Source organism: Pseudoxanthobacter soli DSM 19599, assembly GCF_900148505.1.
Lineage (GTDB): Bacteria > Pseudomonadota > Alphaproteobacteria > Rhizobiales > Segnochrobactraceae > Pseudoxanthobacter > Pseudoxanthobacter soli.
In genome coordinates this window covers 619,291-640,191 of record NZ_FRXO01000001.1, presented here as the reverse complement: position 1 = coordinate 640,191, position 20,901 = coordinate 619,291, and the positions used below count along the sequence as shown (strand labels likewise).

General features: G+C 69.6%; 18 protein-coding genes. 6 read left to right on the top strand and 12 right to left on the bottom strand.

Features of this window, described 5'->3' with window-relative positions; genetic code table 11:
* Positions 1-70 precede the first annotated feature (70 nt).
* The gene (locus BUF17_RS02695) at positions 71-472 is read right to left on the bottom strand and encodes a winged helix-turn-helix transcriptional regulator (RefSeq protein WP_073625626.1); all 402 of its coding nucleotides are present in this window, start codon (positions 470-472) and stop codon (positions 71-73) included.
* A gap of 92 nt (positions 473-564) precedes the next feature.
* Between BUF17_RS02695 and BUF17_RS02690 the strand changes: the two genes are divergently transcribed.
* Positions 565-1,119, top strand: coding sequence for an FMN-dependent NADH-azoreductase (locus tag BUF17_RS02690; RefSeq protein WP_073625625.1), 555 nt, complete (start codon positions 565-567; stop codon positions 1,117-1,119).
* A gap of 98 nt (positions 1,120-1,217) precedes the next feature.
* Here BUF17_RS02690 and leuA read toward each other — a convergent pair whose 3' ends face one another.
* Complete coding sequence (gene leuA / locus BUF17_RS02685; protein WP_428977612.1) at positions 1,218-2,948, bottom strand: 2-isopropylmalate synthase; 1,731 nt, start codon at positions 2,946-2,948, stop codon at positions 1,218-1,220.
* 387 nt (positions 2,949-3,335) lie between these two features.
* Entirely contained in the window at positions 3,336-4,133 is a 798-nt protein-coding gene (locus BUF17_RS02680; protein ID WP_073625624.1) for a phosphodiesterase, read from the bottom strand.
* A 289-nt stretch (positions 4,134-4,422) separates the two neighbouring features.
* Here BUF17_RS02680 and recJ point away from each other — a divergent pair, with 289 nt between their 5' ends.
* Entirely contained in the window at positions 4,423-6,159 is a 1,737-nt protein-coding gene (recJ, locus tag BUF17_RS02675) for a single-stranded-DNA-specific exonuclease RecJ (protein WP_342185595.1), read from the top strand.
* A 44-nt stretch (positions 6,160-6,203) separates the two neighbouring features.
* Here the strand turns inward: recJ and BUF17_RS02670 are convergent, their stop codons facing one another.
* The 5 genes from BUF17_RS02670 to BUF17_RS02650 all read right to left on the bottom strand — a co-directional run bounded on the left by BUF17_RS02670 (position 6,204) and on the right by BUF17_RS02650 (position 12,040).
* Positions 6,204-7,445 (bottom strand): molybdopterin molybdotransferase MoeA, encoded by a 1,242-nt coding sequence (locus BUF17_RS02670; RefSeq protein ID WP_073625623.1) that lies wholly within the window; start codon positions 7,443-7,445, stop codon positions 6,204-6,206.
* A gap of 131 nt (positions 7,446-7,576) precedes the next feature.
* Positions 7,577-8,113 carry a cyclic pyranopterin monophosphate synthase MoaC gene (gene moaC / locus BUF17_RS02665; protein WP_073625622.1) on the bottom strand — a complete coding sequence of 179 codons (537 nt, stop codon included), beginning with the start codon at positions 8,111-8,113 and terminating at the stop codon, positions 7,577-7,579.
* A 41-nt stretch (positions 8,114-8,154) separates the two neighbouring features.
* A complete protein-coding gene (gene trpC, locus BUF17_RS02660) occupies positions 8,155-8,988 on the bottom strand; it encodes an indole-3-glycerol phosphate synthase TrpC (RefSeq protein WP_073626009.1) in 834 nt (277 codons plus the stop codon).
* A gap of 10 nt (positions 8,989-8,998) precedes the next feature.
* Positions 8,999-10,027 (bottom strand): anthranilate phosphoribosyltransferase, encoded by a 1,029-nt coding sequence (trpD, locus tag BUF17_RS02655; protein WP_073625621.1) that lies wholly within the window; start codon positions 10,025-10,027, stop codon positions 8,999-9,001.
* Between the two features lie 123 nt (positions 10,028-10,150).
* Positions 10,151-12,040 (bottom strand): peptidylprolyl isomerase, encoded by a 1,890-nt coding sequence (locus BUF17_RS02650; RefSeq protein WP_073625620.1) that lies wholly within the window; start codon positions 12,038-12,040, stop codon positions 10,151-10,153.
* A gap of 351 nt (positions 12,041-12,391) precedes the next feature.
* On the opposite strand from BUF17_RS02650, the gene BUF17_RS02645 reads away from it, so the two are divergent.
* The gene (locus BUF17_RS02645) at positions 12,392-13,498 is read left to right on the top strand and encodes a glycosyltransferase (RefSeq protein WP_073625619.1); all 1,107 of its coding nucleotides are present in this window, start codon (positions 12,392-12,394) and stop codon (positions 13,496-13,498) included.
* Positions 13,499-13,544: 46 nt separating this feature from the next.
* On the opposite strand, the gene BUF17_RS02640 is transcribed toward BUF17_RS02645, so the two are convergent.
* Together BUF17_RS02640 and BUF17_RS02635 are read right to left on the bottom strand one after the other, a co-directional pair.
* A complete protein-coding gene (locus BUF17_RS02640) occupies positions 13,545-14,447 on the bottom strand; it encodes an alpha/beta fold hydrolase (protein WP_073625618.1) in 903 nt (300 codons plus the stop codon).
* A 107-nt stretch (positions 14,448-14,554) separates the two neighbouring features.
* Positions 14,555-15,271: an SDR family oxidoreductase gene (locus BUF17_RS02635; RefSeq protein ID WP_084563980.1), complete on the bottom strand. Its 717-nt coding sequence runs from the start codon at positions 15,269-15,271 to the stop codon at positions 14,555-14,557.
* Positions 15,272-15,400: 129 nt separating this feature from the next.
* On the opposite strand from BUF17_RS02635, the gene BUF17_RS02630 reads away from it, so the two are divergent.
* Entirely contained in the window at positions 15,401-16,306 is a 906-nt protein-coding gene (locus BUF17_RS02630; RefSeq protein ID WP_073625616.1) for a LysR family transcriptional regulator, read from the top strand.
* Between the two features lie 168 nt (positions 16,307-16,474).
* Here BUF17_RS02630 and BUF17_RS22455 read toward each other — a convergent pair whose 3' ends face one another.
* A complete protein-coding gene (locus BUF17_RS22455; RefSeq protein ID WP_139282378.1) occupies positions 16,475-17,065 on the bottom strand; it encodes a hypothetical protein in 591 nt (196 codons plus the stop codon).
* A gap of 156 nt (positions 17,066-17,221) precedes the next feature.
* Here BUF17_RS22455 and BUF17_RS21995 point away from each other — a divergent pair, with 156 nt between their 5' ends.
* Together BUF17_RS21995 and BUF17_RS02615 are read left to right on the top strand one after the other, a co-directional pair.
* Entirely contained in the window at positions 17,222-18,520 is a 1,299-nt protein-coding gene (locus BUF17_RS21995) for a winged helix-turn-helix domain-containing protein (RefSeq protein ID WP_139282377.1), read from the top strand.
* Positions 18,521-18,936: 416 nt separating this feature from the next.
* The gene (locus BUF17_RS02615; RefSeq protein ID WP_073625614.1) at positions 18,937-19,137 is read left to right on the top strand and encodes a hypothetical protein; all 201 of its coding nucleotides are present in this window, start codon (positions 18,937-18,939) and stop codon (positions 19,135-19,137) included.
* A 92-nt stretch (positions 19,138-19,229) separates the two neighbouring features.
* Here BUF17_RS02615 and BUF17_RS02610 read toward each other — a convergent pair whose 3' ends face one another.
* Positions 19,230-20,876 (bottom strand): DEAD/DEAH box helicase, encoded by a 1,647-nt coding sequence (locus BUF17_RS02610; RefSeq protein WP_073625613.1) that lies wholly within the window; start codon positions 20,874-20,876, stop codon positions 19,230-19,232.
* Between the last annotated feature and the right edge of the window lie 25 nt (positions 20,877-20,901).

Here is a 20,901-nt window from a genome sequence, read left to right as displayed (position 1 = left end):
CGGAAGGCCGTCGCTGTCGTCGCCGCGATCGGCCAGCAGACTCTGCCCGTGAGCGCGGTCGCCGCCCGCGCTATAGCGGCTGTTGAACTGCGCTCCTGCGGTCGAACGCGGCCCGCGCCTGCGTGATCTCGTCCGCATTGCTGCTGACCCAGTCGTGGAGATCTTTCAACGTCCGCAGCAGCGTCATGCCGAGCGGCGTCAGGGCATAGTCCACGCGCGGCGGCACCGTGGGAAAAACGCTCCGCGTCACGATTCCATCCCGTTCCAGCGTCCGGAGCGTCAATGTCAGCATCCGCTGCGAAATGCCGTCGATGGAACGTTTCAGTTCATTGAAGCGCTTCGGGCCGCCTCCAAGAACAACGACTGTAAAGACAGTCCATTTATCTCCCACCCGCGTCAGAACATCTCGGGTGATAGGATTGCACTCGTCTCTTCTAAATTCGGTGGTTACCTCGGTGTGCCTCTGCAACATCAAAGTGCCTCCTTGCGTGCCGCCGTGGTTCTCTCAATATCCTCTGCATCGTAATGGAACCAGGTTACCTGGTGAAACTAGGATGCGTTTCGATGACCATACTGCATGTCGATAGCAGCATAAACGGCGCCAACAGCGTCAGCCGCTCCCTCAGCGCGGAGGTCGTGGCCCACCTCAAGGCCGCGAACCCCTCCGAAACGGTGGTGTTCCGTGATCTTGCATCCCAGCCGCTGCCGCACCTCATGCAGATAGGCGGGGGCGATCCGGTCGTGCTGGAAGAGTTTCTCTCGGCCACCACCGTCGTGATCGGCGCGCCGATGTACAATTTCGGCATCCCGTCGCAACTGAAGATATGGCTCGATCACATCGCGGTGCCGGGGAAGACGTTCCGTTACGGTGCCAGTGGCCCGGAAGGTTTGTGCGGCAACCAGAAGGTGATTGTCGTGTCCTCGCGCGGCGGCATCTTCACCTCCGGCTCCCCCTATGCCGCATTCGACCATCAGGAAGGCCACCTCACCGCCTTCTTCACCCTCCTCGGCGTGACGGATCTGAGCTTCGTGCGGGCCGAAGGGCTGGCGCTGGGCGAAGAGATGCAGAAGCGGGCGCTGGAAGCGGCTCAGGCCCAGATCCAGGCGCTGGCCGCATAAGCGCAGGCCGACGGCACGACAGCGGATATCCGGTCGTCCCCCGCCATTGCGGACGGGGCAGGGCGCAACCCTGCCCCGGTCTCGCGGGGCCGCCTGCCTCAGGCGGCGTTGGCGGCGCTGATGACCGCCTTCACCGAGGCGGCGGCGACGTCGTCGTCGATGCCGACGCCGAACACCACGCGGCCGTCCGGCAGCTTGCATTCGACATAGGCGGCGGCCTGCGAATCCGATCCGCGCCGCAGCGCGTGTTCCTGGTAGTCGATGATCTCGATGCCGAGGCCGAACTGGTCGTTCAGCGCCGCGACGGTTCCCGACAGCAGGCCGTTGCCGCGTCCGGACGCGGTGACTTCCTCGGCGCCCTTGCGGATGCGGCCGACGAACACCCGTTCCGTGCCGCCGCGCGGCGATCGCGTGTCGTCGAAGCTGACGAGTTCGAACGTCTGCCGGCCACCGAGGTGATAGGCCTCCTCGAACGCGGTCCAGATGTGTTCGGCCGTCAGTTCCTTCGAGGTCTCGTCGGCGAGCACCTGAACCCGGCGGCTGAAATCCACCTGCAGCCGGCGCGGCAGCTTCAGGCCCTTGTCCTGTTCCAGCACCCAGGCGACGCCGCCCTTGCCGGACTGGCTGTTGACGCGGATCACCGCCTCGTAGTTGCCGCCGACATCGGTCGGATCGAGCGGCAGATAGGGCATTTCCCAGAAGCCGTCATTGCGCGTCTCGTGGGCCGCGAAGCCCTTCTTGATGGCGTCCTGGTGGGAGCCGGAGAACGCCGTGAACACGAGTTCGCCGGCATAGGGATGGCGCGGATGCACCGGCAGGGCGTTGCAGTGCTCGACCGTGCGCACCACCGCGCCGAGATCGTCGAAGTTCAGACCGGGATCGACGCCCTGCGTGTAGAGGTTCAGGGCCAGCGTCACGATGTCGACATTGCCGGTGCGCTCGCCGTTGCCGAACAGGCAGCCTTCCACGCGGTCGGCGCCCGCCAGCAAGCCGAGCTCCGTGGCCGCGACCGCGGTGCCGCGGTCATTATGCGGGTGCAGGCTGATCGCGACCGCGTCGCGCCGCGAGATGTTGCGGCAGAACCATTCGATCTGGTCGGCATGGACGTTCGGCATGGCGACCTCGACCGTCGCCGGCAGGTTCAGGATGACCGGCGCGTCCGCCGTCGGCTGCCATACGTCGAGCACACGCTCGCAGATCTCCAGCGCGAACTCCGGCTCGGTGAACGAGAACGTCTCCGGCGAATATTCGAACTGCCAGGTCGTCTCCGGCCGCCGCCGGGCCTCCTCCAGCATGGTGCGGGCACCGGTGACGGCGAGTTCGATCACCTCCGCCTTTTCCATCCTGAACACCACGCGCCGGAACAGCGGCGCCGTGGCGTTGTAGAGGTGGACGATGGCCTTCTTCGCGCCTTCCAGCGATTCGAACGTCCGCGCGATCAGGTCGGCGCGCGACTGGGTCAGCACCTGCACGAACACGTCGTCGGGGATGAGGTTGCCCTCGATCAGGCTGCGGACGAAGTCGAACTCGGTCTGCGACGCCGAGGGAAATCCGATCTCGATCTCCTTGAAGCCGACATCGAGCAGCATGCGGTAGAACCGCATCTTCTGCTCGACATTCATCGGATTGGCGAGCGCCTGGTTGCCGTCGCGCAGGTCGGTCGAAACCCATCGCGGCGCCTTGGTCAGGCGGCGGGAGGGCCATTGCCGGTCGGGCAGGTCGACGGGGGAGAGGAACGGGCGGTACTTCGTTTCGGGGTGCTTCAGCATGGCCTTGGCGATCATCGGGACGGGAATGCCGGCGCGCGGGGCCGGCTCCGTCTGGAACATGGGGACAGTCTCTTGCGGTTTGATGGCGCGCCGGGCGCAGCAGCGAACCGCAGGGATGGCACGGAGGAGGCGTTCGGCGCAGCGGACAGCCGCCGGGATGCCGTCAATCCCGACGGCTGCCGATAAGTCGAAGCGTACGCAGGCCCGCACGGCGGAACGCGCGTCCGCCCGAGATCAGGCGATGGGATGCGTGCGGATGATCAATGGAGGGCATGACACGACCGGCGATCTAGGAACCCGAAAGCAACGACGAAAACCCGCCTTCCTCAGAAGGTCGGGCCGGAAAGTCGAAGCAGGGTCGCGGTCGTCGTGATCATGCGATTTCTATCGCATGGGTGCGGGACAGGCGTCAACGCATCCCGCATCGCGGGCAGGCCGGGGCGGCCGCTATGCGAACGGCAGCGGCCCCGGGAACGTCCCGATCGGCACCAGATGGGTGACGAGGCCGGTGTCCGGCGTCCAGCGGTGCAGGAGCATCGCCGGGGGCTCGATATAGGAGGCCGGCTCCGCGTCCTCCGACAGGCGGAGCGCGATCGCCGTCGTCGTGCTCGGTGCCGTGCACAGCACCGTGCCGCCGAAGCGCGTCTGCATCACGCGGTGGATGTGGCCGCACACGATGCGCTCGACCGCCGGATAGCGCGCGACGATGGCGGCGAGCCGGTCGCCGTTGAAGCAGCGATAGAGATCGATATAGGGGATGCCGCTCTCGAACGGCGGCTGGTGCATCATGATCAGCGTCGGCCGGTCCGGCTCTGCGGCCAGGGCCTCGTCGAGCCAGGCCGCGGCCGCGTCGTCGATGTCGCCGTGATGGTCGCCGGGAACCGTGACGTCGAACCCGACGATGCGGACCGGCCCGTGGCTGCCATCGGCGAAGTGCAGCGGACCCGTTCCCGAGCCGAACGCCATCTCCGGAAAGCTCCGCCGGAAGGCCTCGCGTTCGTCGTGATTGCCGGGGATCATCAGGAGTGGCTGGCGGATGCCGGCCAGCATCTCCCGCGCGGCGGCATATTCCGCCTCCGTTCCCTCGTCCACCAGATCGCCGCTGAGGATCACGACGTCCGGCGCCGGAACGAGGCCGTTGAGGTGCCGGATCGCGGCCTCGAACATCGCATTGGAATCGACCCGATCCTGGTAGAGCACGCCGCGCGGTCGCAGGTGCGGGTCGGAAAGCTGGGCAATCAGCATCGCGATCTCGGGCGTCGGTTGGAGGCGGTCCAGACGAGCTTAGGCCGCTTTCCGGCCGGATGGAAACAGCGCAGGGAACCGGCGGCCTCGCCCGTTCACGGCCGCGAACAATTCCCCGGATCGCCCGCGATCGGCAGAACGCGCTGGCCCGCGGTCCACGACGATTGCCCGACTCAGCCATTTCTGCCACTTCTCGATCATGATGCTTGCGCGATTTTCAGAGGCTGCGGGTGAAGCCGCCGTGCGGCCGATGCTCGGCGTCTCCCGCTCGTTGACGGGCAGGCGTTGGTTGGCGCGTCTCGACGACCGGGGCACGGCGGAGGCGACGGCGATCTCCCAGCGCCACGGCCTGCCGGACGTGATGGGCCGGGTGCTCGCCGGCCGGTCCGTGCCGCTCGATGCCGTCGATTCCTTCCTCGCCCCCACGCTGCGCGACCTGATGCCCGACCCCGCCGTCGTCACCGGCATGGTCGCGGCCGCCGAGCGGCTCGCCGATGCGGTGGCCCGGCGCGAGACCGTCGGCGTCCTCGCCGATTACGATGTCGACGGAGCCACTTCCGCGGCGATCCTCGTGCGCCACCTGAGGGCGCTCGGCCTCGATCCGCTGCTTCACATTCCCGATCGCTCCACCGAGGGCTACGGCGTCTCCAACGCCGCCGTCGAGCGCTTCGCAGAGGCCGGCGTGCGGCTGATGGTGACGCTCGATTGCGGCACCTCCAGCCACGAGGCGCTCGAGATCGCCGCCCGTCGCGGTCTCGATGTCGTCGTCGTCGATCATCACCCGGCGGGCGAGCGCCTGCCGCCGGCGGTCGCCATCGTCAACCCGAACCGGCAGGACGATCTGTCCGGCCTCGGCCACCTCGCCGCCTGCGGCGTCACCTTCCTCCTGTCGGTCGCGCTCAACCGCGTGCTGCGGGCCCGCCGCGCCTTTCCCGGCCGCGAGCCGGACCTGATGTCCCTCGTCGATCTCGTCGCGCTCGGCACGGTCTGCGATGTCGTGCCGCTGAAGGGCCTCAACCGCGCCTTCGTCGCCCGCGGGCTGGAGGTGATGCGCCGGCGCGGCAATCCCGGCCTCGCCGCGCTCGCCGACGCCGCGCGGCTGACCGGCGCGCCGACGCCCTATCATCTCGGCTTCCTGATCGGGCCGCGCATCAATGCCGGCGGCCGCATCGGCGATTCCGCCCTCGGCTCGCGGCTGCTGTCGTCCGACGATGCGGCCCTGGCGGCGACCATCGCGGCGGAACTCGATGCCCTCAACCGCGCGCGCCAGGATATCGAGGCCGCCGCGCTCGCCCAGGCCGATGCCATGATCGCGCTCGCGCCCGAGCGCGCCGTCGCGCTCGTGTTCGACGAGGGCTGGCATCCCGGCGTGGTCGGGCTCGTCGCCGCCCGCCTGAAGGAGCGCACGGGCCGGCCGGCCATCGCCATCGCGCTCGATCCGGAAGGCCGCGGCACCGGCTCCGGCCGCTCCGTCACCGGCGTCGATCTCGGCGCTGCGATCCGCGCGGCGGCCGACGAGGGCCTGATCCTCAAGGGCGGCGGCCACGCCATGGCCGCGGGCCTGACGGTCGCCAAGGACCGGATCGCCGATCTCGAAGCCTTCCTCGACGAACGGCTGGCCGCGTCCGTCGCCGCCGCCCGCGCCTCCGACGGCCTCAAGCTCGATGGCGCGATGACGGCGAGCGGCGCGAACCGCGCTCTGGTCGATACCATCGAGCGCGCCGGTCCCTACGGCGCCGGCCATCCCGAGCCGGTGTTCGTCTTTCCCGCCCATCGCATCGCCGATGTGCGGGTGGTCGGCCAGGGCCACGTCAAGACCTCCATCGTCGCCGGCGACGGCGGGCGGATGGATGCCATCGCCTTCCGCGCCGCCGATCGCGATCTCGGCCGCGCGCTTCTCGCCGCCAAGGGCGAGAGCTTCCACTTCGCGGGTGCACTCGGGCCGGACATCTTCGATCCCGCCCGCGTCACCCTGCGCATCGTCGACGCCGCCGATCCGCGTCAGGCCGCGTCCCGGATCGCCTGAGATTTCAGGACGGGCGGAAGACGAATTGGACGGACAGAGACGCGTCAGAGCCGGATGAACCGGCACGGCGCGCCGGCATCCGCCGCCGCCTCGTGCGGTTCGCGGATGAGGAGCGCGCCGGCCGCGGCGATGGCGGAGATCATCGAGGAATCCTGCACCGGAATCGGCGTGATCACCGGCGTGCCGCTCGCGCCGGTCGCCATCCGCGCGCGCATATAGTCCCGCCGCACATCGTTCTGCCGCACCGGCGCGCCGAGAATGCCGGTCTCCACCAGCGGCGCAACGGGCGCGATGCCGGCGAGGGCGCGCACCAGCGGCGCGAGCAGCACCAGCCCGCAGACCATGCTCGAGACCGGGTTTCCCGGCAGGCCCAGCACGCGCGTCCCGCCGAGCCGGCCGAACATCACCGGCTTGCCGGGCCGCATCGCGATCTTCCAGAAATCGAGCGCCACACCCTCGCGGGCGAGCGCCGCCGCGACGAGATCGTGGTCCCCGACGGAGGCGCCGCCGAGGGTGACGATGACGTCTGCTTCGCCTTCCACCGCCTGTGCGATCCGGCCGGCGATGTCGGCCACCGTGTCGCCGGCGATGCCGAGCGGCAACGCGGTGCCGCCGTTCGCCGCGACGAGGGCGGCAATGCCGAGATGGTTCGAGGCGACGATCTGGTCGGGTCCGGGTTCCGCGCCCGGCGGCACCAGTTCGTCTCCGGTCGAGAGAACAGCGACTTTCGGACGGCGGCGCACGGGCACGGTCGCGTGGTTGGCGGCGGCGGCCAGCGACAGCGTGCGGAAATCGAGCCGCGTGCCCGTGGCGAGCACGGTCTCGCCGGCGCGGAAATCGAGCCCGGCGCGGCGGATGTTGGCGCCTGGTTTCACGCCCTCGGTCGCCTCGATGGCGTCTTCGCCGAGGGTGCGGGTGTTTTCCTGGATCAGCACGGCATCGGCGCCGGCGGGCACCGGCGCGCCGGTGAAGATGCGCACCGCCTCGCCGGGACCAACCTCGCCGGCAAAGCGCCGGCCTGCTGCGGCTTCGCCGGTCCTGCGCAAGTGCGCGCCCGGAACCACATCGGCCGCGCGCACCGCATAGCCGTCCATCGCGGAGGCGTCGAACGGCGGCTGGGTGCGCCTTGCGACGAGATCGGCGGCGAGCACGCGTCCGGCCGCCTCGTCGATGGCGATCCAGTCCTCTCCGGCGGGTTCGGCGCCGGCCAGAATCCGCGCTGCTGCCTCGTCGACCGGCATCAGCGGCTTGCGTGCCGGCGACTTTGCAGCGGAATCCGATGCCATGGTGTCCTCGCCGGTTCGACGCGGGTGCCGCTTGGCCGGATCGAAGCGATCCGGCGGCGCGCCGCGTTCAGTCTGGAAATCCGAAAGAGCTCTGTCCGAACGTCGCGCTTCCGAAGTGCCGGCCCACCGGCTCAGGCGCCGTCCGCCCGCCAGTCGCCGGATCGGCCACCGGATTTTGACACGAGGCGGATGTCCGTCACGATCATGCCCCGGTCCACGGCCTTCGCCATGTCATAGATGGTGAGGCAGGCGACCGACACCGCCGTCAGCGCCTCCATCTCGACGCCGGTCGTGCCGATCAGTTTCGCGGTCGCGGTGACCCTCAGGCCGGGCAGGGCGGCATCCGGCTCGATCGCAACGTCCACGGATTGCAGCATCAGCGGGTGGCACAGCGGAATGAGGTCGCTGGTGCGCTTGGCGGCCATGATGCCGGCGATTCGGGCGGCACCCAGCACGTCGCCCTTCTTGAGGTTGCCGGCCACGACGAGCGCCAGCGTCTCCGGCGCCATCCTCACCACACCGGCCGCCACCGCCACGCGCTCGGTCGCCGGCTTCGCGGAAACGTCCACCATCCGCGCCGCGCCGCTCGCGTCGAGGTGGCTCAGCCGGGGCGCCTCGCCGTCGGCCCCGTCCCGCGCCGCGGCGTCGTCGTCTGTCGTGCAGGCCATCGCCCCATCTCCTGCCCGCGTGCGTGCCGTCCGCGCGGCCGTCAGGCCCGCGGCGTCAGCAGCCGCCGCGTCGCGCCGCTCACATCGTCCTCGCGCATCAGGCTCTCGCCGACGAGCAGCGTCTTGATGCCGATCTTCGACAGTCGTGCCACATCTTCCGGCGTGAAGATTCCGGATTCGCCCACCAGCAGCCGGTCCGGCGGCACCAGCGGCGCCAGCCGCTCCGAATTGGCGAGCGAGGTCTCGAACGTCCGCAGGTTGCGGTTGTTGATGCCGATCATCGACGAGGGCAGGGCGAGCGCGCGCTCCAGTTCCGCCTCGTCATGCACCTCCACCAGCACGTCCATGCCGAGCGAGAGCGCCGTCTCGGTGATCGCGCCCGCCTCGGCATCGTCGAGGGCGGCCATGATGACGAGCACGCAATCGGCCCCGAGCACGCGCGACTGGTAGACCTGATAGGGCTCGTACAGGAAGTCCTTGCGCAGCACCGGCAGCGAAACCGCGGCCCGGGCGGCGATCAGGAACTCGTCGCTGCCCTGGAACGACGGTGCGTCGGTCAGCACCGAAAGGCAGGCCGCGCCGCCGGCCGCATAGGCGCGCGCGAGCGCAGGCGGGTCGAAATCCGCGCGGATCAGCCCGCGCGACGGGCTCGCCTTCTTGATCTCGGCGATGAGCGCCGTGCGGCCGGCGGCGATCGCTTTCTGCAGCGCCGCCATGAAGCCGCGCGGTGGCAGGGTGGAGGCGGCAAGCCGGCGGATGTCCTCCTCCGGCACGGCGGCCTTCGCGGCGGCGATCTCGGCGCGCTTGTAGAGTTCGATGCGGGCGAGGATGTCGACCTTCTCGCGGGCCGCGCCGGTGGCTGTTGATGTCGTCATCATCGCGCTCCTACGCGCTCTGCGGTGCGGCGTTGGTCACGCGCACCAGGGCGGCGAGGCGCGCTTTCGCCTCGCCGGAATCAATCGACTGCGCCGCGCGGGCAACGCCGTCGGCGAGGGTCCCGGCAAGGCCGGCGACGACGAGCGCCCCGGCGGAATTCAGCAGCACGATGTCGCGATAGGCGCCGGGGGCGCCATCGAGCACGGAACGGAGCGCCTCGGCGTTGTGGGCGCCGTCGCCGCCCTTCAGCTCGTCGAGCGGCCAGCGGCGCAGGCCCACCTCCTCCGGCGTCACGTCGAACACCGAAACCGTTCCGCCGGACAGCGCCGCGACGTGGGTCGGCCCGGTGACGGTCATCTCGTCGAGCCCGTCCGAGCCATGCACCACCCACGCGGAAACCGAGCCCGTGGCCGCCAGCACCGTCGCGACCGGCTCGATCCAGCGGCGGTCGTAGACGCCGACAAGCTGGCGCCGCACGCTCGCCGGATTGGAAAGCGGGCCGACCAGATTGAACACCGTGCGGGTGCCGAGTTCCACGCGCGCCGGGCCGACATGCTTCATCGCGGCGTGGTGGGCCGGCGCGAACATGAACCCGAGCCCGGCCTCGCGGATGGCGGCTGCGATCCGCTCCGGTCCGATGTCGATGGCGACACCGAGCGCGGCCAGCACGTCCGCCGCGCCGGATTTCGACGACAGTGCCCGGTTGCCGTGCTTGGCGACGGGTACGCCGCAGCCCGCGACGACGAAGGCGGTGCAGGTCGAGATGTTGTAGGTGCCGACATTGTCGCCGCCGGTGCCGACCACGTCGATCGCCTCGGCCGGCGCCTCCACGGGCAGCATCCGCGCGCGCATGGTGCCGATGGCGCCCGCGATCTCGTCGACGGTCTCGCCCCGCACCCGCAGGCCCATCAGGAACCCGCCGATCTGTGCCGGGGTCGCCTCGCCGGCCATGATCACGTCGAAGGCGGCCCGCGCCTCGTCGTGGTCGAGGGGCAGGCCCGCGGCGACCTTGGCGATATAGGGCTTCAGCTCGGCCATCGGTATCCTCGTCCTGTCTCGTCGCGCGCCGCCCGGCTCGGCCGTCCGGCCGGCCCGGCGCGGGCCCGAGGCGGTCGGCCGTCGTGCGGTCGTGGCGCCGTCACGATCCCGTTACGATCGTTGTTACGACCCCTGGCCCGGCGCCACGACCTGCGTGACGGCGGCTTGGTTGATCTTGATGCCCTCGGAGGCCTCCAGCGAGGAGACATATTCCGACAGCAGCGCGTTGCCGACCGACTGGCCGGCCTGATCGGCGAGCGTGACGGAATCCGGCAGCGTGGGATCGAAGTCGGGGTCGTACACGTCCGACACCACGATGACCGACTGGCCGCCGGTCGCGGAGGCGGCGGTGGCGACGGAGCCCTTGGCGCTGCGGAAGGCCGCCGCGATGGCGCCCGCCGACAGGCCCGGCACCGGACCCGAGCGCTTGAACGGCGCCGTCGTCATCACGTCGACGTCGAGCGCCTTGGCGGCGTCATCGAGGCTCTGGCCCTTGCGCACCGCCTCGGCGATCTCGGCGGCCTTGGCCGTCAGCGCCGCCTGGGTCTTCTCCGCCTTCCACGCGGAGGCGACGTCGGCCTTCACCTCGTCCAGCGTGCGGTCGCGGGCCGGCGTGGTCTGGGTCAGGTCGACCCAGGCATAGCCGCCGCTCGCGAGCTTCACCGCATCCGAATCGCTGCCGCTGTCCGCCTGGAACGCGGCGGCGAGCACCGGCTGTCCGCCCGGCACATTGACCGCGTCGCCCTGCGGGCTGAGCCCGTTCAGGCTGACCGAGCCGACTTCGACGAAGGCGAGGTGGAACTTGTCGGCGATCTCCTTCAGCGACTGGCCGCCGGAGAGCGCGTCCTCGACCTGATCGTAGATGTTGAGCAGGTTGCGGCGCGCGAGGTCCTCCGCCATCTGCCGCTTGATGTCGCCTTCGACCTCGGCGAGCGGCTTGGTCTCGCCCGGCTTGATCTCGGTGACGATCACGATCACCGGGCCGAAACGGCCGTCGACGACGATCGGCTGGTTCGGGGCGGCGGAGAAGGCCGCGTCGGCCACCTTCGGATCGATCAGGCCGGTCTTGGCGACGAGGCCGAGATCGATGTCGGCCGGGCTCAGCTTGCGCTCGGCGAGGATGTCGGAGAGCGGGTTGCCGGCCGAGAGCTTGGCGAGCGCGACGTCCGCCGAGGTGCGGTCCGGAAACGGAATCTGCTGGACGTTGCGGCGCTCGGGCGTGCCGTACTTGGCGGCATTGCGCTCGTAGTCGGCCTTCACGTCCTCCTCGGAGACCGGCGTCGAGGCGGCGAGCGTCACGGGATCGAGCGTCGCCACCTGGAACGAGCGGTATTCCGGCGCCGAGAACTCCGCCTTGTGGGCGTCGAAATAGGTCTTGAGGTCCGCGTCGGTCGGCTCGGCGATCTTGCCGGCGGCCTGGGGCGGCACGTCGATATAGCGTACGGTGCGCTGCTCGTTGCCGTAGGTATAGAGCGCCTTCAGCATGATCTCCGGCGCGGTGATGCCGGAGAACAGGCCCTCCATGATCTGCCGGCGCTCGGAAAGCCCGCGGATGGCGTTGACATAATCCGCCTCGGCAAGGTCGTTGGCGGCGAGGATCGCCCGCATCCGGTTCGGATCGAACTTGCCGTCGGCGCCCTTGAAGTTCGGGTCGGCCTGGATCTGGCGCAGCAGTTCCTCGTCGGTGACGCCGACGCCGAGCGCATCGACGGTGTTGTTCATCACCGTCTCGGTCACGATCTGGCTCAGCACCTGCTGCGGCAGGCCATAGGCCGCCGCGTCGGCCGGCGAGACCGGGCCGCCGACATTCTGGCTGAGCGCCTGCATCGCGCGGGCATAATCGCGCTGGAAGCGGGTGAGGGGCACCTCGGTACCGCCGACGGTCGCGACCGTGGACATGCCCATTCCGCGGAACGCATCCGCGACACCCCAGATGACGAACGACACGACGAGGAGGCCCATGAGGATTTTCGCGAGCCAGTTGCCGGCGCCGCGGCGCAGTTGATTGAGCATCGTGTTTCGTGCCGTTCCGTCCGCGGCGTCTGCGCCGCTCCCGATGGGTCCTGATTGCGCGGAGGTCGCGCGTGAGCGGCGGATCATAGTTATCGCAAGGCAAAGGGGAAAGAGGGGAACGCAGACGCGGAGACCGCCGTCTGCCGGTCGCAAACCGCGGCCGCGCGGACATGTGCGCGCCTTGCCGGTGGACAGTTCGCCGCGCGCGCATTAGAGCACACCCATGCCATTGGCCCGGGAGACGGGTCCGGCGCGCCGCCTGTCGCCTGCGCCGGGAGTTCCTCCCCGCCGGGCCGCTCGCAACCCGGCCGCGGGACCAGCCTCGCCCGAATTGTTCGCGACACGGACCGCATGAACGCATCGCCGCAGATTTCCGCCGCTCCCGACCTGTCGATCGTCGTTCCGACCTATAACGAGAGCGCGAACGTGGCCGAGCTCGTGCGGCGGCTGGACGCCGAACTCGGCGGCATCCGCTGGGAAGTGATCTTCGTCGACGACAACTCGCCGGACGGCACCTATCGCGTGGTCAAGGACCTGTCCGCGCGCGACGGCCGGGTGCGCTGCATCCGCCGCGTCGGCCGCCGCGGCCTTGCCGGCGCCTGCATCGAGGGCATCCTGTCGAGTTCCGCGCCCACCGTCGCGGTGATGGACGCCGACCTCCAGCACGACGAATCCATCCTGCCGGCGATGTACAAGGCCATCCAGGACGGCGCCGACCTCGTTGTCGGCAGCCGTTATGTCGACGGCGGATCGTCGACCGGCGGGCTGTCGTCCGTCCGCCAGTGGGGCAGCACGCTTGCGACCACACTCGCGCGCAAGTTCCTCAGGATCGAATTGTCGGATCCGATGAGCGGCTTCTTCATGATCCGCCGCGAGAAGGTGGAGGAGACGGCGGACGATCTTTCCCGTCAGGGCTTCAAGATCCTGCTTGATATCGTCGCCTCGTCGCGCTCCAAGTTGAAGACCGCGGAGATTCCGTTCACCTTCCGCGAGCGTCTCGCCGGGGAATCGAAGCTCGACAGCCTCGTCACCGCCGAATATCTCGGCCTGCTGTTCTCCAAGATCACCGGCGGCGTGCTTCCCACACGCTTCCTGATGTATCTCGGCGTCGGTGCCTCCGGCGTCGTCGTCAACCTCGCGGTGCTCACGCTCGTCTTCAACCTCCTGAAGCTCGAGTTCTCGTGGGCGCAGCTCATCGCCACCTTCGCGGCGATGACGTGGAACTTCGTGCTCAACAACCAGCTCACCTATCGCGACCGCCGCCTCCGGGGCGTGAGCTTCCTCGTCGGCCTCGCCAGCTTCTATCTGGTCTGCTCGCTCGGCACGCTCGCGAATGTCGGCGTCGCAAGCTGGCTGTTCCAGATGGACACCGGCCTCTGGTTCGCCGGCCTCGCCGGGGCGATCATCAGCGCCGTGTTCAACTACGCCGCCTCCGCCGCGCTGACCTGGCGCAAATAGCGTTCGGAATCGGCGCCCGCCGGCCGTCCGCCGGCGACGTCATGGATCACCGCCGCCGCGTGCCCGCCTTCACGACGGTGAGGATCGCGTCGGCGATCCTCCCTTCGATCTCCGCCGGCAGGTCGTGCCCCATCCCTTCGATCGGCAGATAGCGCGCGTTCGGGATGGCGTGCGCGGTGTCGAGGCCGCAGGCGGGCGGGATCAACGGGTCGTCGGTGCCGTGGATGACGAGCGCCGGCACCGCGATGGTCGCGAGCCGCCCGCGCCGGTCTCCCGCCACCGCCATGGCCGCGATCTGGCGCGCCGTTCCGGCCGGATCGTGGCCGCGCGCCGCCTCTTCGAGCAGCAGTGCGCGCTGGGCATCCTCATCGAAGGCATATCCCGTCCCGGCGATCCGGCGCGCGAACGCGAGGCGCACTGCCAGAAAACCCTCCGGATCGGATGCCGGATCGGGCGCCGGGCGCATCATCATCGCCATCACGTCCGGGGCCGCCTGCGGCAGCGCCGGATTGCCCGTGCCCGACATGATCGAGGTCAGCGACATCACCCGGTCGCCATGCTCGCTTGCCATGACCTGCGCGATCATGCCCCCCATCGAGCGGCCGACGACGTGCGCCCGCGGGATGCCGAGCGCATCGAGAAGCCCGATTGCATCGGCCGCCATGTCATCGAGCGTGTAGGGCACATCGGGCCGGCGCCCGGCCATGAGCGCGGCGGCGAGCGCACCGAAATCCGGCGGCGCCGACGCGCTGAAATGAGTGGAGCCGCCGCTGTCCCGGTTGTCGAAGCGGATGACGCGGCAGCCGCCCGCGACGAGCGCCGCGCAGAAGGACCGCGTCCACCGGATCCTCTGCGTCCCCAGCCCCGCGATCAGCAGCACGGGCTCCCCCTTGGCATCGCCGAACCCGTCCCAGCCGAGCCGGATGCCGTCTGCCGTCGTCAGGATCATCGCCGCGCCCACTGCTTGAAACACATTGGCCGTTAATACCCGGATGAAATATCTCCGTCAATTATACCCGGATAAAACACCGCAGCTGCCACCGGCCGCTCGCGCCCTCACCACGGAACCGTGCGCCCCTCGCGGTCCAGATATCGAAGGCCCGGCTGTCCTTCTTGCGCCAGCAGCATGGTCACGATCTGCGGCACGGTCTCGTCCAGGCCGAACGGCGCGTCCGGGCCTCCGAGGTCGGTCCTGATCCAGCCGGGGGCGACGAGAACCAGCGCGCGGGGCTCGCCCGCATGGCGCGCGGCATAGCTGCGCATATACTGGTTCAGTGCCGCCTTGGACCCGCGATAGACCTCGTGGCCGCCCTTGAGGTTGTTGGCGATGCTGCCCTGGCCGGAGGACATCACGCCGATGGTGCCGGCGGGCGTCACCAGCCCCTGCAGGCCCTCGATCGTCCTCATGGGGCCGAGCGCGTTGGTCACCATCACCCGCACGAACGCCTCCGTCGAAACGTCGGCGATCGTCTCGTCCTGATCGGCATTGGCGGTCCCGGCATTGACGAACAGCATGTCGAGGCGGCGCCCGGCAAGGCGCTCGCGCAGGCCGGCGATCTCGCGTGGCTCGGTGATGTCGAGCTGCTCGATTTCGACGCGGCCGGGATATGTGTCGGCGAGATCGTGCAGCAACGTCCGTCCGCCGCCGCGCACCGTCCCGATCACGCTCCAGCCCCGCCGGACGAACTCCGCCGCCATGGCGTGGCCGAGGCCGCGCGATGCGCCGACGATCAGGATCGTTCCGGCGGTCTTGTCTGCTTGTTCCTGTGTCATGGGCATTCCTTTCATCCTCGAATGCCATTGAGGATGGTGGGCCGCGTGACACCGCGCCAGACGCATGAGATGCACACTATTGTTGCGTCCTGCGCCATATCCGCTGCAAATGACGGTCGGAGTGCCCTCATGGACCCCATCGATCTCAATCTGCTCCCCGCGCTCGACGCCCTCTTGTCGGAAGCCAGCGTGACGGGCGCCGCGCGTCGCCTCGGGCTGAGTTCTTCGGCCATGAGCCGGACGCTCGCGCGGCTGCGCGCCGCCACCGGCGACCCGTTGCTGGTGCGGGCAGGCCGGGGCCTGGTGCCGACGCCGCGCGCCATGGAACTCAGGGATCGGGTTCACACGCTCGCCCGCGAGGCGCGCGACGTTCTGAGCCCGCAGCCCGACCGGCTGGATCTCAAGGCCCTTGAGCGGACGTTCACCATCCGCGCCAACGAGGGATTCGTCGGGTTGTTCTCCGCTCCGCTGGTCGCCGCCGTCACGGCTGCCGCGCCGCGCGCGCGGCTGCGGTTCGCGCCGAAACCGGCCAAGGAGGCCGGGCCGCTGCGGGATGGCGAGATCGATCTCGAAATCGGGGTGCTCGGCGCCTTCGCTCCGGAGGTGCGCACCCACCTCCTGTTCCGCGACCGGTTCGTCGCCGCCGTGCGGAGCGGCCATCCCATGCTGTCGGCGCCGATGTCGCCGGCGCTTTACGCTGCCGCTCGCCACGTTGTGGCCTCGCGCAGGGGCAGTTTCACCGGCCCGGTTGATGTCGCGCTGGAGGCCCTCTCGCTTCGTCGCGAGATCGTCGCCGTGGTGCCGGGCTTTGCGGACGCGCTGCGGATCGCCCGTCAGTCCGATCTGGTCGCGCTCGTTCCGCAGTCCTGCCTCGCCGACGAGGCGCTTTCTCAGGGTTTCGCCAGCTTCGCGCTTCCGGTCGCGACGCCGGAAATCGCCGTCTCGATGATGTGGCATCCGCGCATGGAGGCCGATCCGGCGCATCGGTGGCTGCGCCGCACGGTCATGTCCCTCTGCCGGCCGCCCGCTCCGTGATGGTCTCCGGCGGGCGCAGGTCGCGGGAACGGCAACGGAACGCTCCGACCCGGCCCATCGATACCGACCTCATCGAAGCCTTCGCGCACGCAAAAGGGCCGCCCGCGCGATCTGCGCCAGCGGCCCGCACAACGTCCGCGGCCGTGTCCGCCGCCGCCCGTTTTCGCCTCAGCTCAGGATGCGGATCGAGGTCGCCTCGATATAGGTCACCTGCACGAGATCGCCGACGCTCATGGTTTTCAGCGCGGCCTTCACCGCAGGCGCCTGCGCCTTGACCTCATGGATGACGTGGTCGAACCCTTCGAAGCTCGCGGTGCCCTTCGCCGCGTCGACCGACACCAGCTTCGTCACCGCCACCAGGCGGCGGGCGAAGAAGTCGGCCGGGTAGCCGTCGAGCTCGCCCTGCACCACGGTGTCGTCGATGGCGAGACCGGGCGTGCCCGTCTTCGGCTTCGAAACGTCGGTCAGCACGCCCTCGATGAAGCGGATGCGCAGGTTGTTGCCGGGCTTGACGCGGTCGAGAGGGCCGAACACCGGCGGCACCGGAATGGCGTACTGGTTGCCCTTCAGGCCCTTCAGCCAGACCTTGCGCTTCTCGCGGTCGACCTTGACCACCTTTGCGTCATAACTGTCGACCTCCAGCACCCCGAGCCCGGGCACGTTGATGGTCTCGACATTGGCCGCGCGGACCGGCGCGATGGCGATGCCGGCGGCGAGGAGGGCGGCAAGGCATAGGCGAATCGGTCGAACAACGGGCATCATCCGTCCCCCCGGGTCGATGGTTGTCCGGCGTTCCCAAAGCGCCGGTCTCGCCAGCATAGGACCGGCAAAGGCAACCCGCCACATCGCGATGTCGCCCGTGCGGCTTAACCGTGTGGACAGAGGTTGCCCGAAATCTGCGGGAGGCGCCGAGCGATGCAGCAGGATCCGGATGGCGGCGACAACGAGGCCGACGCGATTTCCCTTCCCGGACCGGGTGCCGCCGCGCTGGAGCGCCTGACTCCGGCGCAGGCCCGCCGGATCGCGCTTGCCGCCCAGGGCTTCGGCGGACGCACGCGCCGGGCGGACGGCAGCGCGGCCGGCCCCTCCGCGGCCGTGCTCCACCGCGCGGTCCGCCGGCTCGGCGTGCTCCAGATCGATTCCGTCAACGTGCTCGTGCGCTCGCACTACCTGCCGCTGTTCTCGCGGCTTGGCAGCTACGACACCGCCGTGCTCGACCGCGCGGCTTGGGCGCGCAAGAAGACCCTGTTCGAATATTGGGGCCACGAGGCCTCGCTGCTGCCGGTGGAGATGCAGCCGCTGTTCCGCTGGCGCATGGCGCGGGCCAGCCGGGGGGTGGGCATTTATTCCGGCCTTGCCAAGTTCGGTGTCGAGCGGCGCGATTTCATCAATGCCGTGGAGGCGGAGATCGCATCGCGCGGCCCGCTTTCGGCCGGCGAACTCTCCGAAGGCGGCAAGGGCGCGGGCGGCTGGTGGGGCTGGAGCGAGGGCAAAACGGCGGTCGAATATCTGTTCTGGGCCGGCCGCCTCACCACGGCCACCCGGCGCGGCTTCGAACGCATCTACGACCTGCCCGAGCGCGTGCTGCCCGCGGCTGTGCTGTCGCAGCCGACCCCGCCGGAGGCGGAGGCCCAGCGTGCGCTGCTGCTCATCGCCGCCCGCGCCCTCGGCGTCGCCACCGCCCGCGATCTCAGGGACTATTTCCGCCTCGGCCCCGCCGATGCCCATGCGCGAATTGCCGAACTCGTCGAGGACGGTTCGCTGCAGCCCGTCACCGTCGACGGCTGGAAGCACCAGGCCTTCCTCGATCCCGCCGCGCGCCGGCCGCGCCGGATCGAGGCGACCGCGCTGCTGTCGCCGTTCGATTCCCTGATCTGGGAGCGCGCCCGCACGCTTCGGCTGTTCGATTTCCATTACCGGCTCGCGTTCTACACGCCGGCGGAAAAGCGCACCCACGGCTACTATGTGCTGCCGGTGCTGTTCGGCGACCGGCTCGTCGGCCGAATCGATCTCAAGGCCGACAGGGCGGCCGGCGTGCTGAGGATGATCGCGGCGCACGGCGAGGCGAGAACGGGCAAGCGCGACGATCCGGCGGCCATCGCCGCCGCCGTCGCCGCCGAACTGGTGCCCCTCGCGGCGTGGCTCGGCCTCGGCGGCATCGACTGCGGCACGGAGGGCGACCTCGCAGCCGGGATCGCCCGAGCCATCGGCTGACGCCCCCACGGGCGGCTGAGCCCGGACGCGATGCGGTGGCCGCCGGCCCGATCGGCGCAGCGGCGTCGCCGGCGGTAACGGATCGCGCCGCGTCGGACGCCGGCTCGCGCGCGCCCCCGACGGCGCCCCTTCAAGCGCGCCGTCAGGGTGCGCGATCGCCCGCGCCCCGTCCATTTTCCTGCCACCCGACCTTTGCAGCGTCTGCGCCAACGAAAAACGCCCCCGCGAAGCGGAGGCGTTTCAATCGGCGGCGCGCAAGGCGGCTGCTGAAAGATGCTCAACTTTTGTGCGGTGGGAATGCAGCGCCTGGAAGGTTGTAAACCCTTCGCGGGATACCCCGGAGATACACGCGATCAAAGATCGCTTTGGCTCAGGCGCTGCCCACTGAAGATAGGCCGGATCGGAGGATAAAATCCATGGCGGGCGTGAGCCTGGAATATCGGATCGATGATGCGGAGCTGCGGGCCGCGTGGCGCCAGCTCGGAATCCTGATGGACGACGCCACGCCGGTGATGCGCGTCATCGGCACCGGGCTCGTCAAGGACACGCACGGTCACTTTGAAGGAGAGGTCGGCAGCTCAAGAAGACGCGGACGTCCGAAGAAGCGCACGTCTTGACGCTGTCCCAACCGGCGGAAAGGCGAGGGGCCTTCCCGTCGGTTCCGCCTTTTCGGCCGGGGATCCTGTCGCGGGATCCTGCCGCGGAACGCTCAGTTCCCGCCGATTTCGGCGTCTTCGAAGGTCTCCTCGTCTTCCATTTCCTCCACCTTCGACGGCTTCGGCAGCCGCACGGGGCGCAGGAGGAAGGCGGGAACGTGATCGCCGAGACCGATCACCGGCGGATCGTCGCGGTCCTGACGGTCGCGGCGGTTGTGCTGCCGGTCGCGGCTGGACGACGAACCCTGACGGACCGGCTCGCGCGAGGACTGCTCGCGAGGGGCCTGATCGCGGGGCGCACGCTCACGCGGCGCCTGGTCCCGTGCGGCCTGCTCGCGGGGAGCCTGCTCACGCGGAGCCGGGGCCAGGGCCTGCGGGGCGGCAGTCTCGTCGGCGGTCTTCGCAGCGCGCTTCTCGCCGCGCTTCGGCCGCGGCGCCCGTGCCGGCTTCGCCGGTGCGTCAATCGCCTCGGCGTCGGCCTCGGGCGCGGGGGCCGCGGTCTTGGCCGTTTTCGCACCGCGGCGGCTGCGGCCGCGACGCTCGGCGCGCGGCTCCTCGCCGTCGTCCGCCGGCGGCGCCGGAGACTCGATCCAGGGGATTTCGCGGGCGATCAGCTTCTCGATGGCGGTGAGCAGCTTGCTGTCGGCCGGCGTCACGATGGTGACCGCGACGCCGCTGCGTCCGGCGCGGCCGGTTCGGCCGATGCGGTGCACATAGTCTTCGGAGTGATGCGGCACGTCGAAATTGAAGACGTGGCTGACATCCGGAATGTCGAGGCCGCGGGCGGCGACGTCACTGGCGACCAGGAGCGTGATGTTGCCCTTGCGGAAGCCGTCGAGCATCGCCATGCGGGCGTGCTGGTCCATGTCGCCGTGCAGCGCGCCGACGGAGAAGCCGTGGCGCTGCAGCGAATGGAACACCGTCTGCACGTCGCGCTTGCGGTTGCAGAAGATGATGGCGTTCTTCAGGTTTTCCGCGTTGCGGATGAGGTGGCGCAGCACCGAGCGCTTCTCGTGGGGCTCGCTGCCGGAGGAGATCAGCTGCTGCGTCACCGTGTCGGCGGTCGAGGCGGCGCGGCTGACTTCGACCTTCACCGGGTTCTGCAGGAACTTGTCGGCGAGGCGCTGGATTTCCGGCGGCATGGTCGCCGAAAAAAACAGGGTCTGGCGCGTGAACGGGATCAGCTTGCTGATGCGCTCGATATCCGGAATGAAGCCCATGTCGAGCATCCGGTCGGCCTCGTCGATGACGAGCACCTCGACGCCCTGCAGCAGCAGCTTGCCGCGCTCGACGTGGTCGAGCAGGCGGCCCGGGGTCGCGATCAGCACGTCGGCGCCACGGCCGAGCTTGCGGTCCTGCTCGTCGAACGAGACGCCGCCGATCAGCAGCGCGACCGTGAGCTTGTGGTTGACGCCGTAGCGGGAGAAGTTCTCCTCCACCTGCGCCGCGAGTTCACGGGTCGGTTCGAGGATCAGCGTGCGGGGCATCCGGGCCCGGGCGCGGCCATGCTCGAGCAGGGTGAGCATCGGCAGGGTGAACGATGCGGTCTTGCCCGTGCCCGTCTGCGCGATGCCGAGCACGTCCCGGCGTTCGAGCACATGCGGAATGGCTCCCGCCTGAATGGGGGTGGGCTCACGGTAGCCTGCGGCGGTCACCGCGGCGAGGACCTTGTCGCTCAGGCCGAGAGAATCGAAACTCATCTATCCAATAGATCTTCGATTAAGG

What these genes read in the sequence shown, in the direction of transcription:
- BUF17_RS22455 (WP_139282378.1), bottom strand. Translation starts at nt 17,065, where the DNA reads ATGCCCGTTGTTCGACCGATTCGCCTATGCCTTGCCGCCCTCCTCGCC.
- BUF17_RS02615 (WP_073625614.1), top strand. Translation starts at nt 18,937, where the DNA reads ATGGCGGGCGTGAGCCTGGAATATCGGATCGATGATGCGGAGCTGCGG.
- BUF17_RS02635 (WP_084563980.1), bottom strand. Translation starts at nt 15,271, where the DNA reads ATGACACAGGAACAAGCAGACAAGACCGCCGGAACGATCCTGATCGTC.
- BUF17_RS02645 (WP_073625619.1), top strand. Translation starts at nt 12,392, where the DNA reads ATGAACGCATCGCCGCAGATTTCCGCCGCTCCCGACCTGTCGATCGTC.
- BUF17_RS02610 (WP_073625613.1), bottom strand. Translation starts at nt 20,876, where the DNA reads ATGAGTTTCGATTCTCTCGGCCTGAGCGACAAGGTCCTCGCCGCGGTG.
- BUF17_RS02680 (WP_073625624.1), bottom strand. Translation starts at nt 4,133, where the DNA reads ATGCTGATTGCCCAGCTTTCCGACCCGCACCTGCGACCGCGCGGCGTG.
- BUF17_RS21995 (WP_139282377.1), top strand. Translation starts at nt 17,222, where the DNA reads ATGCAGCAGGATCCGGATGGCGGCGACAACGAGGCCGACGCGATTTCC.
- BUF17_RS02670 (WP_073625623.1), bottom strand. Translation starts at nt 7,445, where the DNA reads ATGGCATCGGATTCCGCTGCAAAGTCGCCGGCACGCAAGCCGCTGATG.
- BUF17_RS02630 (WP_073625616.1), top strand. Translation starts at nt 15,401, where the DNA reads ATGGACCCCATCGATCTCAATCTGCTCCCCGCGCTCGACGCCCTCTTG.
- trpC (WP_073626009.1), bottom strand. Translation starts at nt 8,988, where the DNA reads ATGACGACATCAACAGCCACCGGCGCGGCCCGCGAGAAGGTCGACATC.
- leuA (WP_428977612.1), bottom strand. Translation starts at nt 2,948, where the DNA reads ATGTTCCAGACGGAGCCGGCCCCGCGCGCCGGCATTCCCGTCCCGATG.
- BUF17_RS02640 (WP_073625618.1), bottom strand. Translation starts at nt 14,447, where the DNA reads ATGATCCTGACGACGGCAGACGGCATCCGGCTCGGCTGGGACGGGTTC.
- BUF17_RS02650 (WP_073625620.1), bottom strand. Translation starts at nt 12,040, where the DNA reads ATGCTCAATCAACTGCGCCGCGGCGCCGGCAACTGGCTCGCGAAAATC.
- trpD (WP_073625621.1), bottom strand. Translation starts at nt 10,027, where the DNA reads ATGGCCGAGCTGAAGCCCTATATCGCCAAGGTCGCCGCGGGCCTGCCC.
- BUF17_RS02690 (WP_073625625.1), top strand. Translation starts at nt 565, where the DNA reads ATGACCATACTGCATGTCGATAGCAGCATAAACGGCGCCAACAGCGTC.
- BUF17_RS02695 (WP_073625626.1), bottom strand. Translation starts at nt 472, where the DNA reads ATGTTGCAGAGGCACACCGAGGTAACCACCGAATTTAGAAGAGACGAG.
- moaC (WP_073625622.1), bottom strand. Translation starts at nt 8,113, where the DNA reads ATGGCCTGCACGACAGACGACGACGCCGCGGCGCGGGACGGGGCCGAC.